Source organism: Citrobacter sp. CK181, from assembly GCF_030333595.1.
Lineage (GTDB): Bacteria > Pseudomonadota > Gammaproteobacteria > Enterobacterales > Enterobacteriaceae > Citrobacter_B > Citrobacter_B koseri.
In genome coordinates this window covers 140,707-154,413 of the sequence record NZ_JAOWFN010000016.1, presented here as the reverse complement: position 1 = coordinate 154,413, position 13,707 = coordinate 140,707, and the positions used below count along the sequence as shown (strand labels likewise).

Annotated in this window: 11 protein-coding genes; 8 read left to right on the top strand and 3 right to left on the bottom strand. The window is 56.3% G+C overall.

Going from position 1 to position 13,707, the window contains the following annotated elements; all coding sequences use genetic code 11:
- Nucleotides 1–8: 8 nt before the first annotated feature.
- Entirely contained in the window at nucleotides 9–1,202 is a 1,194-nt protein-coding gene (locus OGW17_RS21110; protein WP_071258080.1) for an ROK family transcriptional regulator, read from the bottom strand.
- Between the two features lie 114 nt (nucleotides 1,203–1,316).
- On the opposite strand from OGW17_RS21110, the gene OGW17_RS21105 reads away from it, so the two are divergent.
- From OGW17_RS21105 to OGW17_RS21090, 4 genes are all read left to right on the top strand, one after another.
- Nucleotides 1,317–4,583 carry a DUF5107 domain-containing protein gene (locus tag OGW17_RS21105; protein ID WP_071258079.1) on the top strand — a complete coding sequence of 1,089 codons (3,267 nt, stop codon included), beginning with the start codon at nucleotides 1,317–1,319 and terminating at the stop codon, nucleotides 4,581–4,583.
- 71 nt (nucleotides 4,584–4,654) lie between these two features.
- Nucleotides 4,655–6,094: a sugar porter family MFS transporter gene (locus OGW17_RS21100; protein WP_049009092.1), complete on the top strand. Its 1,440-nt coding sequence runs from the start codon at nucleotides 4,655–4,657 to the stop codon at nucleotides 6,092–6,094.
- Entirely contained in the window at nucleotides 6,094–6,936 is an 843-nt protein-coding gene (locus OGW17_RS21095; protein WP_071258078.1) for an aldose 1-epimerase, read from the top strand. The genes OGW17_RS21100 and OGW17_RS21095 overlap by 1 nt, the downstream gene beginning before the upstream one ends.
- A gap of 88 nt (nucleotides 6,937–7,024) precedes the next feature.
- Complete coding sequence (locus OGW17_RS21090) at nucleotides 7,025–8,164, top strand: 3-phenylpropionate MFS transporter (RefSeq protein WP_047461985.1); 1,140 nt, start codon at nucleotides 7,025–7,027, stop codon at nucleotides 8,162–8,164.
- On the opposite strand, the gene csiE is transcribed toward OGW17_RS21090, so the two are convergent.
- Entirely contained in the window at nucleotides 8,159–9,436 is a 1,278-nt protein-coding gene (gene csiE, locus OGW17_RS21085) for a stationary phase inducible protein CsiE (protein WP_071258076.1), read from the bottom strand. The genes OGW17_RS21090 and csiE overlap by 6 nt on opposite strands.
- Before the next feature lie 124 nt (nucleotides 9,437–9,560).
- On the opposite strand from csiE, the gene OGW17_RS21080 reads away from it, so the two are divergent.
- Nucleotides 9,561–10,199 carry a DUF1007 family protein gene (locus OGW17_RS21080; RefSeq protein WP_071258074.1) on the top strand — a complete coding sequence of 213 codons (639 nt, stop codon included), beginning with the start codon at nucleotides 9,561–9,563 and terminating at the stop codon, nucleotides 10,197–10,199.
- A complete protein-coding gene (locus tag OGW17_RS21075; protein WP_071258073.1) occupies nucleotides 10,190–11,170 on the top strand; it encodes a nickel/cobalt transporter in 981 nt (326 codons plus the stop codon). The genes OGW17_RS21080 and OGW17_RS21075 overlap by 10 nt, the downstream gene beginning before the upstream one ends.
- Nucleotides 11,171–11,274: 104 nt before the next feature.
- Here OGW17_RS21075 and suhB read toward each other — a convergent pair whose 3' ends face one another.
- Nucleotides 11,275–12,078 carry an inositol-1-monophosphatase gene (gene suhB, locus OGW17_RS21070; RefSeq protein WP_024130116.1) on the bottom strand — a complete coding sequence of 268 codons (804 nt, stop codon included), beginning with the start codon at nucleotides 12,076–12,078 and terminating at the stop codon, nucleotides 11,275–11,277.
- A 118-nt stretch (nucleotides 12,079–12,196) separates the two neighbouring features.
- Here suhB and trmJ point away from each other — a divergent pair, with 118 nt between their 5' ends.
- Together trmJ and iscR are read left to right on the top strand one after the other, a co-directional pair.
- Nucleotides 12,197–12,928 carry a tRNA (cytosine(32)/uridine(32)-2'-O)-methyltransferase TrmJ gene (gene trmJ, locus OGW17_RS21065; protein WP_071258072.1) on the top strand — a complete coding sequence of 244 codons (732 nt, stop codon included), beginning with the start codon at nucleotides 12,197–12,199 and terminating at the stop codon, nucleotides 12,926–12,928.
- A 231-nt stretch (nucleotides 12,929–13,159) separates the two neighbouring features.
- Nucleotides 13,160–13,651, top strand: coding sequence for a Fe-S cluster assembly transcriptional regulator IscR (iscR, locus tag OGW17_RS21060; RefSeq protein ID WP_012131246.1), 492 nt, complete (start codon nucleotides 13,160–13,162; stop codon nucleotides 13,649–13,651).
- Nucleotides 13,652–13,707 lie beyond the last annotated feature (56 nt).

Below are 13,707 nucleotides of genomic sequence, written 5' to 3'. Positions count from 1 at the left end.
ACTTATACTCAGAGCGCGTTTAGCTGTGATTCGACGTACAGATAGCCGATCCCCATCAACTGTTGCGAACGACTGAGTGTGCCAAAGCCGATCCGGGTGGATCTTGCCTGCGGGTTATCGCCATGATCAAAGGGATTAAACCCCGTTTGCTGCACCAGCGTATTCAGCCAGCTTTCGCCAAAGGCGCAACTGCGGCCATAAATCCAGATTTGGTTAATATTCAGGATATTCAGAAAGTTATATAAACTCAGGCCAATCGCGCTGGCGGCGTGTTCCACCCAGGCCTGGATGCGGACATCGCCCTGTTGCCAGGCGGTAATCAGTTGATCGATGGTGATAGTTTCTGGGTCGCAATCCGCCGTGGGCTGCGTTTTCATCCACCGTCGGGCCTGTTTTTTAAGCGCGCTGAGCGAGGCCACGGTTTCCAGACAGCCGTAGCGGCCGCAATCACAGGCCACCCCGTCCGGGTTGACGATGGTATGTCCGATCTGACCGCTGCCATACAAACTGCCGCGCCAGATGTTGTCGTTGATGACGAAGGAGGAACCAATCCCGTAATCGACGTTAATGACGCAGAAATCGCGGTTTGCCGCTGGGTTTTGCCACTTCTCCGCCAGCGCCAGCATCACGCAGTCATTGTCTAACCGCACCTGTACGCCGAGCATCTCCTCCAGCAAATATTTAATCTCAACCGGGGTTTTCCACGGTGCCTGCGGCATGGTTTTTGACGCCCCGGTAATGGGATCGACCTGACCGTGAACGCCTAATGCCAGATTGATGGTCACGCCGGGATAGCGCTGACGATATTCCCGCCAGTGCGCGGCAAGCGCGGTCAGCAAGGCTTTTGGCGAACCGGCATTGATCTCCGCATGGCGCCAGTCGCCCACGGCGACCAGACGCGCATCTGCCAGCTGGCTGGTGATGCTGGTGGGCGTCACGTTCATGCACAGCGTCCAGTCTCCCTGTTCGGGCAGGTGATAGCTGCCGCTACTCAGCCCTCGTTGGCTTAACGTCTCCCGGGAATGGCAAATTCTTCCCTCATCGATCAACTCCTCCAGAATATTGCTGACCGCCGGAATCGACAGGCCGCTGAGCTGCGCCAGCCGGGATTTACTGAGCTGTTTTTCACGCCACAGGTGCGACAGAAAGATCTGCTTGTTGGCTTGCCTGACCCGGGCGTTATTGAACCCCGTACGCTGCATACACTTAACTCCCTTAACTATATTGCGTGAGCATTGCGTATTTTAACGCCAGTTATCTGCCCCAGAATAGCGGTAAGGTGAAATTTTACTTTTGTTTGTTTAGTGGAGAATGACATGTACGGTTCAGTTAAGGTCTGGCAGGAAACACTCTCACTCCCTACGTGGACAACCGGCGAAGAAGATCCGAACCCGATGTTCCTGGAAAAGCGGGTTTATCAGGGGTCTTCAGGCGCGGTTTATCCTTATGGCGTCATCGATACGCTGACCGGTGAACGTGAAATGCGCGAGTATCAGGCAGTCTGGATGGAGAATGATTTTATTCGCATCATGCTGCTGCCGGAGCTGGGCGGACGTATTCATCGCGCGTATGACAAAGTGCAGCAGCGTGATTTTGTTTACTACAACGAAGTGGTGAAACCCGCGCTGGTCGGGCTGCTGGGGCCGTGGATCTCTGGTGGGATTGAATTTAACTGGCCGCAGCATCACCGTCCAACCACATTTATGCCAGTGGATTTTACCTGTCAGCAGGGCGAACGCGGAGAACAAACCGTGTGGATGGGGGAAGTGGAACCTATGCGCGGCTTGCAGGTGATGACCGGATTTACGCTGTACCCCGATCGGGCATTAATTGAAATCACCGGAAAAGTCTTTAACGGCAACGCTACGCCGCGCCATTTTTTGTGGTGGGCGAACCCGGCGGTGAAAGGCGGAGACGACCACCAGAGCGTCTTCCCGCCGGACGTTACTGCCGTATATGACCACGGTAAACGGGATGTCTCCGCCTTTCCGATCGCGACGGGCACTTATTACAAAGTGGACTACTCCGCCGGCGTGGATATCTCGCGTTATAAAAATGTACCGGTGCCGACCTCTTATATGGCTGAAAAGTCAGATTATGATTTTGTCGGCGCCTGGCATCATGGCGAACGAGGGGGACTGCTGCATGTGGCCGACCACCATATTTCGCCGGGTAAAAAACAGTGGACGTGGGGATACGGTGATTTTGGCGTGGCCTGGGATCGCAACCTGACCGATGACAACGGCCCGTACATTGAACTCATGACCGGGGTCTTCACCGACAACCAGCCTGATTTTACCTGGCTTGCGCCGTATGAAGAGAAAGTCTTCGTGCAAAATTTCCTGCCCTACAGTGAACTGGGCATGGTGCAAAACGCCAGTACGCAGCTTGCGCTGCGCCTTGAGCGAGAAGGGAACCAGCTTTCATCCGGCGTTTATGCCGTTGCGCCGCTACATGACGTTCAGGTAACGCTTTGTGCCCAGGGGCAACCGTTCTTTGAAAAAACACTCACGCTGGAACCCGGTCAGAGCTGGCGCGCCGATCTTTCTGACGCGGGCCACGCGCGGGTGAAAATGACCGTTGCCCGTCGTGATGGCGTCACACTGCTGGCGTATGAGGAGCATATCGCGGAGGACTTGCCGTTGCCGAAAGCGGCCTGCGCGCCCGAACTGCCAGAGGCGCTGTCCAGTACTGATGAGCTCTATTTTATTGGTCAGCATCTGGAGCAGTACAACCATGCCAGCCGCTATGCAGAAGAGTATTACCAGCGAGCGCTGGACGTGGACCCGCATGACTATCGCAACAATGTCGCGCTGGGTACGCTGGCGCTGAATCGTGCGGACTGGGCGCAGGCAGAGCGCTGTGCGCAGTCTGCCTTACAGCGGGCGCATAAGCTCAATAAAAATCCGCGTGATGGGGAGGCGAGTATGCTGCTGGCCGCCGCGCTGGAACGCCAGGGCAAGGACGACCTCGCCCGTGAGCACTACTATAAAGCCAGCTGGAGCGGCAACTGTCGTGACGCGGCTTTCTGGTCGCTGGCGCGAATCGCCATGAAGCGGAATGATTACGCCGATGCGCTGGAGAAAGTGAATCTGAGTTTGCGCTTTAATGGCAGCAATAATCTGGCGATGGGGCTGAAAGCACTGGCTCTGGCCGGACTCGGGCGCACAACCGAAGCGCTGGCGTATATTTCACAGCAGCTTATTGAGTACCCGCTGAGTTACACCCTGCATTATGCGCGCTGGGCTATCCGTCAGGATGAGGCGGCGAAAGAGGCGCTTATCGCCATTACCGGGCGCCGTGGCGCCAACGCCTGCGAGCTGGCGGGCTGGCTGGTCTCTTGCGGGCAAAAAGAGGCTGCCCGCGCGGTGCTGACGCTGCTCGACAGCCAGGAGACGCTGCCCATGCTGTGGCGCGCGTCGCTGAGTGATGATCCGCAACCGTTTATTGCGCAGTCTCGCGACTGTTTGCACAACCGCGTTCGTTTTCCCAACACGCTCGACGAAGTGCAAATGCTGCAAACGCTGTCGGATTGCGCCTTCGCTCGCTATCTGCTGGGTTGTTTCTGGTACAGCAAGCGTTGTTATGAAGAGGCGGTGAATTGCTGGCAGTTTACGCTGGAGCAGGAACCGAATTTCGCGCCGGTGCATCGGCTGCTGGGGATTTACGCCTGGAACAAACAGCACGATGCGCAGAAAGCGCTGAAATACCTGTCTCAGGCGGTTGCGCTGGAGCCGAAGAATGCCCGCTTCCTGTTTGAGCTGGATTATCTGAACAAACTGATGGCAGCGCCAGCCGAGGCGCGTTTACAACGGCTGGAGGCCAGCAAAGAGATTGTTTTCCATCGCGACGATCTGACCGTGGAATTGCTTAGCGTATGGAATAGCCTCGGTCGCTACGAAGCGGCCGCCGGGGTGTTGCGCGAACGTGTTTTTCACCCCTGGGAAGGCGGGGAGGGCAAAGCCACCGGGCAATATTTACTGAATCAGATCCATCAGGCGCTGGAGGCTATTCGCCGTGGCGAGCCGCAAAACGCCACCGTTTTGCTTCAGCAGGCGTTGCACTATCCGCACAATCTCGGCGAGGGGCGTTTACCGGGACAAACGGATAATGACATCTGGTATTTGCTGGGCTATTGCGCGCGCCAGCAAGGTCATCATGATGAGGCGCAGCGCTATTTCACCCGCGCGACTCGCGGAGGCAGCTCGTTGGACGCGGGACGTTACTACAATGACCAGCCGGTGGATTATCTCTTCTGGCAGGGGATGGCGCTGAAAGCGTCAGGTGACTGCACTGAAGCGAACCTTCTTTTCCAGAGTTTCCTGCAATGGGTGGAGACGCAGCGTGACAAGGTTCCCGACGTCGATTTCTTCGCCGTATCGTTACCGGATCTGGTCGTACTGGATACACCCGCGCAGGAGAAACACCAGCAGCACTGCCTGTTCATTACCGCGCTGGGCCATCTGGGGCTGGGCGATATCCCGGCGTGCCAGCAGGCGCTAAACGCGCTCCTGCAACGCAATCCGACGCATGACAAGGCGCAGCTGCTGCGCCATGCGCTCAACGTACCGTTATTTCAATAGACCCTGAACAGGTGGAGGCGACTCCACCTGAAACCTGCTGTTCCCTGCGTTTCCCTGAAAGAGGAATCATAATGAATAACACGCAGACACATTTAAGAATCGGTTATGTCTGGACTATCTGTCTGGTTGCCGCCTGCGGCGGCTTGCTGTTTGGCTATGACTGGGTGGTGATTGGTGGCGCCAAACCGTTCTACGAAGCCTATTTTTCAATTACCGATCCCGCGCAGTCCGGCTGGGCGATGAGTTCAGCGCTGGTCGGCTGTATCTTTGGCGCACTGATGTCCGGCTGGTGCGCTGATAAATTTGGGCGAAAAATGCCGCTGATTCTGGCCGCGATCCTGTTCAGCGCATCGTCCTGGGGAACCGCTGTCGCCAGCAATTTCGATATGTTTGTGATTTACCGTATCGTTGGCGGCGTAGGAATCGGCCTGGCGTCCGCCCTTAGCCCGCTGTACATCGCGGAAGTCAGCCCGGCGGAGAAGCGTGGACGTTTTGTGGCGGTCAACCAACTCACGATCGTGATCGGCGTGCTGGCGGCTCAGCTCATTAACCTGATGATTGCTGAACCGGTGGCGACCGACGCGACCCGGCAGGCGATTGTTGAAAGCTGGAATGGGCAGATGGGCTGGCGCTGGATGTTCGGCGCGGAACTGGTGCCTGCGCTGGCGTTTCTGGTTCTGATGTTCTTTGTGCCGGAATCACCGCGCTGGCTGGTCAAAGCGGGCAAACCTGAACGCGCCCGCGCCATGCTGCAACGGATTGGCTCAGCGGAGTATGCCGGGCAGACGTTGCGGGAAATAGAACATACTCTGCTGAAAGACAACCACAAAGTGGCCTGGTCAACGCTGTTGCAGCCGCAGATTAAACCGATTGTCATCATCGGCATGGTGCTGGCCGTCTTCCAGCAATGGTGCGGGATCAATGTGATCTTCAACTATGCGCAGGAGATCTTCGCTTCCGCAGGGTTTGATATCAACGGAACGTTAAAATCCATTGTCGCCACAGGGATCATTAACCTCGTCTTCACCCTCGCAGCGCTGCCGCTGGTCGATAAAATTGGTCGCCGAAAACTGATGCTGTTTGGCGCTTCAGGACTCACGGTGATTTATGTACTGATTGCCGCCGCTTACGGGATGGGGATTATGGGCTGGCCGGTTCTGGTGCTGGTGCTGGCGGCTATTGCGATTTACGCCCTGACGCTGGCGCCTGTCACCTGGGTTCTGTTGTCGGAAATCTTCCCGAACCGCGTCCGTGGTCTGGCGATGTCGCTGGGGACGCTGGCGCTCTGGATTGCCTGCTTCCTGCTGACCTACACGTTCCCGCTGCTTAATGCGGGGCTGGGAGCGGCGGGCAGTTTCCTGCTTTACGGCGTTATCTGCGCGATGGGGTATTTCTACGTGCTGCGCAATGTGCCTGAAACGAAAGGCGTGACGCTGGAAGCGCTGGAAGAGCAACTGGCGGCGCGGCATGTGAAATCCAGCCCGTCAACTCAACAGCGAAGCGCACGGTAATGGACGATACGCTGACATTACAAAACACGCATCTGCGGATGCGTGTTGATCCACAGGGCGGCAGATTGTTGAGTTTGTTTTCATTAGCGCATCAGCAGGCCGTTTTACGTGAAGGATGCGGCGTAAAACCCGGCGAATGCGGCCTGTTCCCTATGCTGCCGGTCGCTAATCGCGTTGCCGAAAACCGTTTTTTGTTCAGGGGAGAGGAGGTGAATCTTCCCCGGCATGAGGAGGATGCCGTTTTCTTTCTGCACGGTGACGGCTGGCTCAGGCGCTGGGATACGATTGCCGTTCATGAGGATGCCTGTCATCTGCGTTCAGGTCGTCAAATGGCGTGCGGTTATGATTATGTCGCGGATCTTCACTATCAGCTGGACGCCGCTGTGCTTCATGCCTCGCTGACGATAACGCACCGGGGGGAACGACCGATGCTTTATGGTTGCGGATTCCACCCGTACTTTGCTTTTGATCGTCACAGTACCGTGCAGTTTGCCGCCAGCGGTTACTGGCCGGAAGGTAAGCTGCATCTGCCGCAGGAATGGCAGAGCGATATTCCCCGGCAGGCGGATTTTTCCGGTGCGCAATATGGCGAGGATGCGTGGCTTAACGTAGGGTATTCCGGCTGGAGCGGGCGGGCGATCGTGCAGCGTGATGTGATGAAGGTCACGCTTTTATCGCAAACGCCCTGGCTTATGCTATTCAGAATGCAAGGGGAGTCATTCTTGTGTCTGGAACCGCAGTCGCACCCGGTAAATGCCCACAACATGCCGGGGCAACCGGGACTCCAGGCTTTAGCTCAGGGAGACCAGTGCCATTTCGCGATGCAAATCGCTGTTGTTTAGGCCAAAAAAGATGTTATTCGCCTGTTAATGCTCTCTTGCGCCAGCCTGCATTTATCGCCAGACTATCGCCTCCATACGGGAGGGAATCATGGTTTTGCACTCCACGCGCTGGCTGGCGCTCGGTTATTTTACCTACTTCTTTAGCTACGGTATTTTTCTGCCATTCTGGAGCGTCTGGCTTAAAGGCCTGGGACTGACGCCGGAAACCATCGGTCTCCTGCTGGGGGCGGGGCTGGTGGCGCGTTTCCTCGGTAGCCTGTTGATTGCGCCACGGGTGAGCGATCCTTCCCGCTTGATTTCTGCGTTACGCCTTCTGGCGTTGCTGACGCTGGTGTTTGCCCTCGCATTCTGGGCAGGGACGCACGTTGCGTGGCTGATGGTGGTGATGATCGGTTTTAACCTCTTCTTCTCGCCGTTGGTGCCGCTCACCGATGCGCTGGCCAATACCTGGCAAAAACAGTTAACGATGGACTATGGCCGGGTGCGTTTGTGGGGGTCTATTGCGTTTGTGATCGGCTCGGCGTTGACCGGGAAACTGGTGAGCCTCTTTGATTATCAGGCGATTCTGGGGCTATTGACGCTTGGGGTGGCCTCGATGCTGTTAGGTATGCTGCTGCGACCGAGCGTATTACCGCAGGGGGAAAGTCGTCATCAGGAGAGCGCGGGCTGGCCTGCCTGGCGTACGCTCGTCGTCCAGAGCTGGCGCTTTCTCGCCTGCGTGTGCCTGCTGCAAGGCGCGCATGCCGCTTATTACGGCTTCAGCGCGATTTACTGGCAGGGGGCGGGCTATTCCGCCTCGGCAGTGGGGTATTTGTGGTCGCTGGGCGTGGTGGCGGAAGTGGTTATTTTTGCGCTGAGCAACAAACTGTTCCGCCGTTTTAGCGCTCGCGATCTGCTATTGCTCTCCGCCGTATGCGGCGTCATTCGCTGGGGATTAATGGGCTGGAGCACCGCGCTGCCGTGGTTGATAGCGATCCAGATTCTGCATTGCGGCACCTTTACCGTTTGCCATCTGGCCGCGATGCGTTACATCGCCGCTCGCCAGGGAAGCGAAGTGATTCGTCTACAGGCGGTCTATTCTGCCGTGGCGATGGGCGGCAGCATCGCCATCATGACCGTATTCGCCGGATTCCTGTATCAGCATTTAGGGAACGGCGTATTCTGGGTGATGGCATTGGTGGCGTTGCCTGCTATTTTCTTACGGCCTAACGTCGCCGCGTCATCATGATTCCAGTATTTTGCGGATCTGCTGCTGTTGGTGTGCGGTAAGCGACAGGTCCGCATGAATCAACGGCGGCGAAAAGAGCGGCAGCGGTGTGGCATACGGGGTGACAATCAGCGCCACGCCGCGCGGCGAACCGTCTTTCTGGAAGGTCTGCGTCGGCACATGCTTAATATTGAGCGGCAGGAGCGTCAGTTCTCGTAATTGCTGCTCAATATGTGCCTCCAGTTCGCCGTTATTGCCTGTCAGTAACACGATCTGCTTTTCGTGCAGGTCGTTCTCCTGCATCAGCCATGCGCCAAAAATCACCGCGACCAGCCCTGTCTCTTCATCAGAGAAACGCACACCGTATTCGCTTTCAAACCCGGCGAGGGCGTCACGCGTGGTGCGCACCAGCCGAGGGTAGAGGCGACTGAACTCTTCCGGCAGCGTGTTATCAATACCAATGGCGAATAAACTTCGGCTCAGCGCCTGGGCAAGGTGCACATAGAGTTGGTCGTTAAGTCCCTGCTCGTCACTGAAGCGTACCTGCCCCATTTCCCGAAAGCGCAACACCAGCCGGGCGACAGCCAGGCGCAGGCGGCGATCCTGCTGATGGTTGTCGTGGATAGGGTCGGGGATGCGAATCATGGAAAACAGTAAAGCCATAAACAGCGTTTCGTCGGGCGGCGCGTTTTGCATGACGCGGCGCTGCCAGTGACGGCCAATCTCCAGCGCGAGCGGGTATTCGGCGCAGGACTGCGCCCACTGTTTCTGTAGCGGATTAAACGCCGGTGCGATGCCCGCATGATGCTGTAGCAGGCAATATTGTAAAAACAGCCGCAGAAACTGCACATCCCGGCATTCAAACGGTTTTTGCAGCCGCCGCGAGCAAAGGTTGATCAGCGCATGCAGATTGGTATCGTCATACAACGTACGCGCGATCCCTCTCCGTTTAAGCTCGGTTTTTAATGCCGGCGTAAACTGTTGCGTAATGAAGGTCGGGCATATGCGTAAGCCGCGTCTGAGCCAGTGTAAAAGGCACAAACGTTGGTTGAGCGCAGCCCCCTCGATTCGGTAGCGTCCGTTCTGACCCGTTGTGATGGCGAGTCGATGATAGCGCTGGATCTCCAGGCCTGTTTCGGTGATATCCTCACGGGCAATTTCATCATCGACGCCATTGAGCGCGCTGAATGTTTCCGTGGTGGCGATTTGCCCCGGCTGGAAAAGCGTCAGTAAAACCTGGCAGCGGCGCTGGGGAGCAGAAAGTACAGACGGCGGAGTAAGCGTTGGCATCATCTGTCTGGTCTCCCGTTAGTTTGTTTGATAAGGATAGCTAAAGTTTGTGCGTGGAAATGGTTATAAGAGGGCTTTACGCCAGGAATGCTGGCGAGCATCACAGAATTTTTAACGTGAGGAACAGATGCAATTAGTTAAACGCAGCGCTTTAACACTCTTTCTCGCTGTTTTATCTTTTACAGCGCAGGCGCACCCTCATAGTTTTATTCGATTGCAGACGCAGCTGGTGAGTGAAAACGATCGGTTTGTGGCGCTAAAAATGCGCTGGACGATGGATGAAATCACCTCCGCAGACCTGCTTTACGACGCGGGAGACGCGAAGCCCGGTTCGGAGATCTGGAAAAAGCTGGCGGCGGAAGTGATGGCGAACGTGCTCGGCCAGCACTACTTCACCGAAGTGTGGCACAACGGACAAAAGGTTAAGTTTAAAAATCGCCCGACGGAATACGGAATGGAACGGGAAGCGCACCAGGCGGTGTTGACGTTTGTCCTGCCGCTGGCTGAACCGCAGCCGCTGGGCGGCCAGACTTACACTTTTTCGACCTTCGATCCCACATACTATGTGGATATGAGCTACGCCAACGATCGGGACGCCTCGTTGCCGCAGGCGTTAAGCACACAATGCAGCATGAGCGTGCATACGCCGACGCCGAGTGAAGAGACGCTCAGTTTTGCGCAGTCGCTGGATAAAGAAGACGCGCCGCCGGAGGATATGGATTTGGGTAAACAGTTCGCGCAGAAGGTAACGGTGCAATGTCAGTAATCTCCCAACAACGCCCGCGCTCCCGACGCTGGCTGCCGCTGTGGCCGCTGGCGGTATTTCTGTTGCTGGCCATCGCGGGTGGGCTGTGGTTATGGCAGGCCTGGCCGCAGGTGATGGTGAAAAGCATTGTCTGGCAGCGGGAAGTGAATCAGCAGATGAGCGCCTTATTAAAAGCGGTGGCGGCGAATCCGGCGCAGGCGGGCGGTTCGCTGCTGTTGTTTAGCTTTCTGTATGGCGTACTCCATGCGCTGGGGCCGGGTCATGGAAAAGTGGTGATTACCACATGGCTGGCGACGCATCCATCAAAGCTGAAATCAAGCATTGGCCTGACGCTGGCCTCATCGTTGTTGCAGGGGCTGGTGGCCATTGCGCTGGTGGTTGTGGTGCTGACGGTATTGCAGCTTCCGGCGAGGCAGTTACATCTGAGCAGCTTCTGGCTGGAGAAGGGCAGTTATGCGTTAGTCGGCGTGCTGGGAATATTGCTTTGCTGGCGGGCGCTAAAGACGCTTCGCGCGCTGCTGCGCAAGCCGAAATTTATCTCATTTACGCCGCATCATGTTCACCACGAACATTGCGGCTGTGGGCATCAGCATCTGCCGAACCCAGAGCAACTCAGGAATGGCGATGACTGGCGCGCGCGGCTGATGATTATTCTGTCGATGGGGATGCGCCCCTGTTCCGGCGCGATTATGGTGCTGCTGTTCAGTAAAGTTATTGGCGTCTTTAGTTGGGGAATGGCGTCGGCGCTGGCGATGGCGGCGGGAACTTCGCTGACCATTACCTCTCTGGCGTTGCTGGTTCACAGTTTCCGCGCACTGGCGGTAAAATTAAGCGGCAATAAAACGCCGGTATTGTGGCGACAGATTGGCTGGACAACGCTGGCGTTAGCCGGTGGCGTGATTTTGGTTGTGGCTGCTGTTGTGATGTGGGTCAGTGCGGTGCCGGTGGGCAGGGGATTAAGACCGTTTTAGCACAGTTGTAGGATGAATGCCTGATGGCGCTTCGCTTATCAGGCCTACGGGAAACTCCCCTGGTAGGCCGGATAAGGCGCTAGCCGTCATCCGGCATCAAACGATTAACGCTTCAGCGCATCACTCAATTCGTCGCGCATGCTTGCCAGCATCGCTTTAACCACGCGCGGGTTACCGGCCACGATGTTACCGGTCGTCATGTAGTTATGGCCGCCGGTAAAGTCGCTGACGATACCGCCCGCTTCACGCACCAGCAGTTCGCCGCCGGCGAAATCCCACGGACGCAGACCGATCTCAAAGAAACCGTCAACGCGACCCGCAGCCACATACGCCAGATCCAGCGCAGCAGAACCGGTGCGACGGAAGTCAGCGCATTCGGTGAACAGTTTGCTAACGATATTGATGTAGGTGGTCGCATACTGTTTGGCTTTGAACGGGAAACCGGTCGCCAGGATGGTGCCATCCAGGTCGCGCGCGGTGCTGCCGCGCAGACGGTAACCGTTCAGCTGTGCGCCCTGACCGCGAGTGGCGGTGAACAGTTCGTTACGCATAGGATCGTAAACTACCGCGACTTCAGTACGGCCTTTGATGCGTACTGCGATAGATACCGCGAAGTGCGGCAGACGTTTGATAAAGTTGGTGGTGCCATCCAGTGGATCGATAACCCATTGAACATCCTGATCGGTACCTTCATGTTCACCGCTTTCTTCGGTAATGATGGTGTGCTGTGGGTAAGATTTGCGGATCGTTTCGATAATAATCGCTTCGGCGGCTTTATCGACGTTGGTCACAAAATCATTGCTGCCTTTCTGGCTGGTTTCTACTGAGTCAGGCGTTTCGTAGTGTTTGGCAATTACATTACCCGCCTTGCGCGCTGCGCGCACGGCGATGGTCAGCATCGGATGCATCGGTCTCTCTCACTGGATGTTAAAGAACGGGAAAACGGCGCAGAGTATAGCAGCGAGTTCGGAATATGTCTCCGTTTTATGATAATATGCCCGAATAATCTTTAGCCGAAGAAAGACAATGCTGCAAAATATTCGAATTGTGCTGGTGGAAACCTCTCACACCGGCAATATGGGTTCTGTTGCCCGCGCCATGAAAACAATGGGTTTAACAAACCTGTGGCTGGTCAATCCGTTGGTCAAGCCGGATTCCCAGGCTATCGCGCTGGCGGCTGGCGCCAGTGATGTGATCGGCAATGCGCAGATCGTCGATACGCTTGATGACGCGCTGGCAGGGTGTAGCCTGGTGGTCGGCACCAGCGCGCGTTCCCGCACGCTGCCGTGGCCGATGCTGGACCCGCGCGAATGCGGTCTGAAAAGCGTGGCGGAAGCCGCGAATACGCCGGTTGCGCTGGTCTTTGGCCGCGAGCGCGTTGGTCTGACCAACGACGAACTGCAAAAATGCCATTACCATGTGGCGATTGCCGCAAACCCGGAATACAGCTCGCTCAACCTGGCGATGGCGGTACAGGTGATCGCCTACGAAGTGCGTATGGCCTGGCTGGCAACGCAGGAAAACGACGAGGCGGCGGAACATGAAGAGACGCCATATCCGCTGGTGGACGACCTGGAACGCTTTTACGGCCATCTGGAGCAGACGCTGCTTTCAACCGGCTTCATCCGTGAAGGCCATCCGGGGCAGGTCATGAACAAACTGCGTCGTCTGTTTACGCGTGCGCGCCCGGAAAGCCAGGAACTGAACATCCTGCGCGGTATTCTTGCTTCTATTGAGCAGCAGAATAAAGGCAAGTAAGCGTGTTGATGCCGGATGGCTGCACGATTTGCAGGCCGAATATTGTAGGCCGGATAAGCGAAGCGCCATCCGGCAAACAGAAACGGCACTGAAGGTTAAATACCTGACTAAATTAGTCAAGTAAATAGTTGACTGATTTAGTCGGGAATGTCAGACTTGACCCTGCTATGCAATACCCCCATTTTACAATAAAAAACCCCGGGCAGGGGCGAGTTTGAGGTTAAGTAAGACATGAGACTGACATCTAAAGGGCGTTATGCCGTGACCGCAATGTTGGACGTTGCGCTCAACTCCGAAGCGGGCCCGGTACCGTTGGCTGATATTTCTGAACGTCAGGGAATTTCCCTTTCTTATCTGGAACAGCTGTTTTCACGTTTGCGTAAAAATGGTCTGGTTTCCAGCGTACGTGGCCCAGGCGGTGGTTATCTGTTGGGTAAAGACGCAGGTAGCATCGCGGTTGGCGAAGTGATTAGCGCTGTTGACGAGTCGGTAGATGCGACCCGTTGTCAGGGCAAAGGCGGCTGTCAGGGCGGCGATAAATGCCTGACGCATGCGCTGTGGCGTGATTTGAGTGACCGTCTGACCGGTTTCCTCAACAATATTACCTTAGGCGAACTGGTGAATAACCAGGAAGTTCTGGATGTGTCTGATCGTCAGCACACCCATGACGCGCCACGTAGCACCCGCACGCAAGACGCAATCGACGTCAAACTGCGCGCGTAATTTACCCGCCCTGTTTCGGGGCGCTGCTGCGTTGGCCGCGCTTGTTCACCTCAGTC

Coding starts and splice junctions, on each gene's coding strand:
- OGW17_RS21110 (WP_071258080.1), bottom strand. CDS start 1,202: ATGCAGCGTACGGGGTTCAATAACGCCCGGGTCAGGCAAGCCAACAAG.
- OGW17_RS21105 (WP_071258079.1), top strand. CDS start 1,317: ATGTACGGTTCAGTTAAGGTCTGGCAGGAAACACTCTCACTCCCTACG.
- OGW17_RS21100 (WP_049009092.1), top strand. CDS start 4,655: ATGAATAACACGCAGACACATTTAAGAATCGGTTATGTCTGGACTATC.
- OGW17_RS21095 (WP_071258078.1), top strand. CDS start 6,094: ATGGACGATACGCTGACATTACAAAACACGCATCTGCGGATGCGTGTT.
- OGW17_RS21090 (WP_047461985.1), top strand. CDS start 7,025: ATGGTTTTGCACTCCACGCGCTGGCTGGCGCTCGGTTATTTTACCTAC.
- csiE (WP_071258076.1), bottom strand. CDS start 9,436: ATGATGCCAACGCTTACTCCGCCGTCTGTACTTTCTGCTCCCCAGCGC.
- OGW17_RS21080 (WP_071258074.1), top strand. CDS start 9,561: ATGCAATTAGTTAAACGCAGCGCTTTAACACTCTTTCTCGCTGTTTTA.
- OGW17_RS21075 (WP_071258073.1), top strand. CDS start 10,190: ATGTCAGTAATCTCCCAACAACGCCCGCGCTCCCGACGCTGGCTGCCG.
- suhB (WP_024130116.1), bottom strand. CDS start 12,078: ATGCATCCGATGCTGACCATCGCCGTGCGCGCAGCGCGCAAGGCGGGT.
- trmJ (WP_071258072.1), top strand. CDS start 12,197: ATGCTGCAAAATATTCGAATTGTGCTGGTGGAAACCTCTCACACCGGC.
- iscR (WP_012131246.1), top strand. CDS start 13,160: ATGAGACTGACATCTAAAGGGCGTTATGCCGTGACCGCAATGTTGGAC.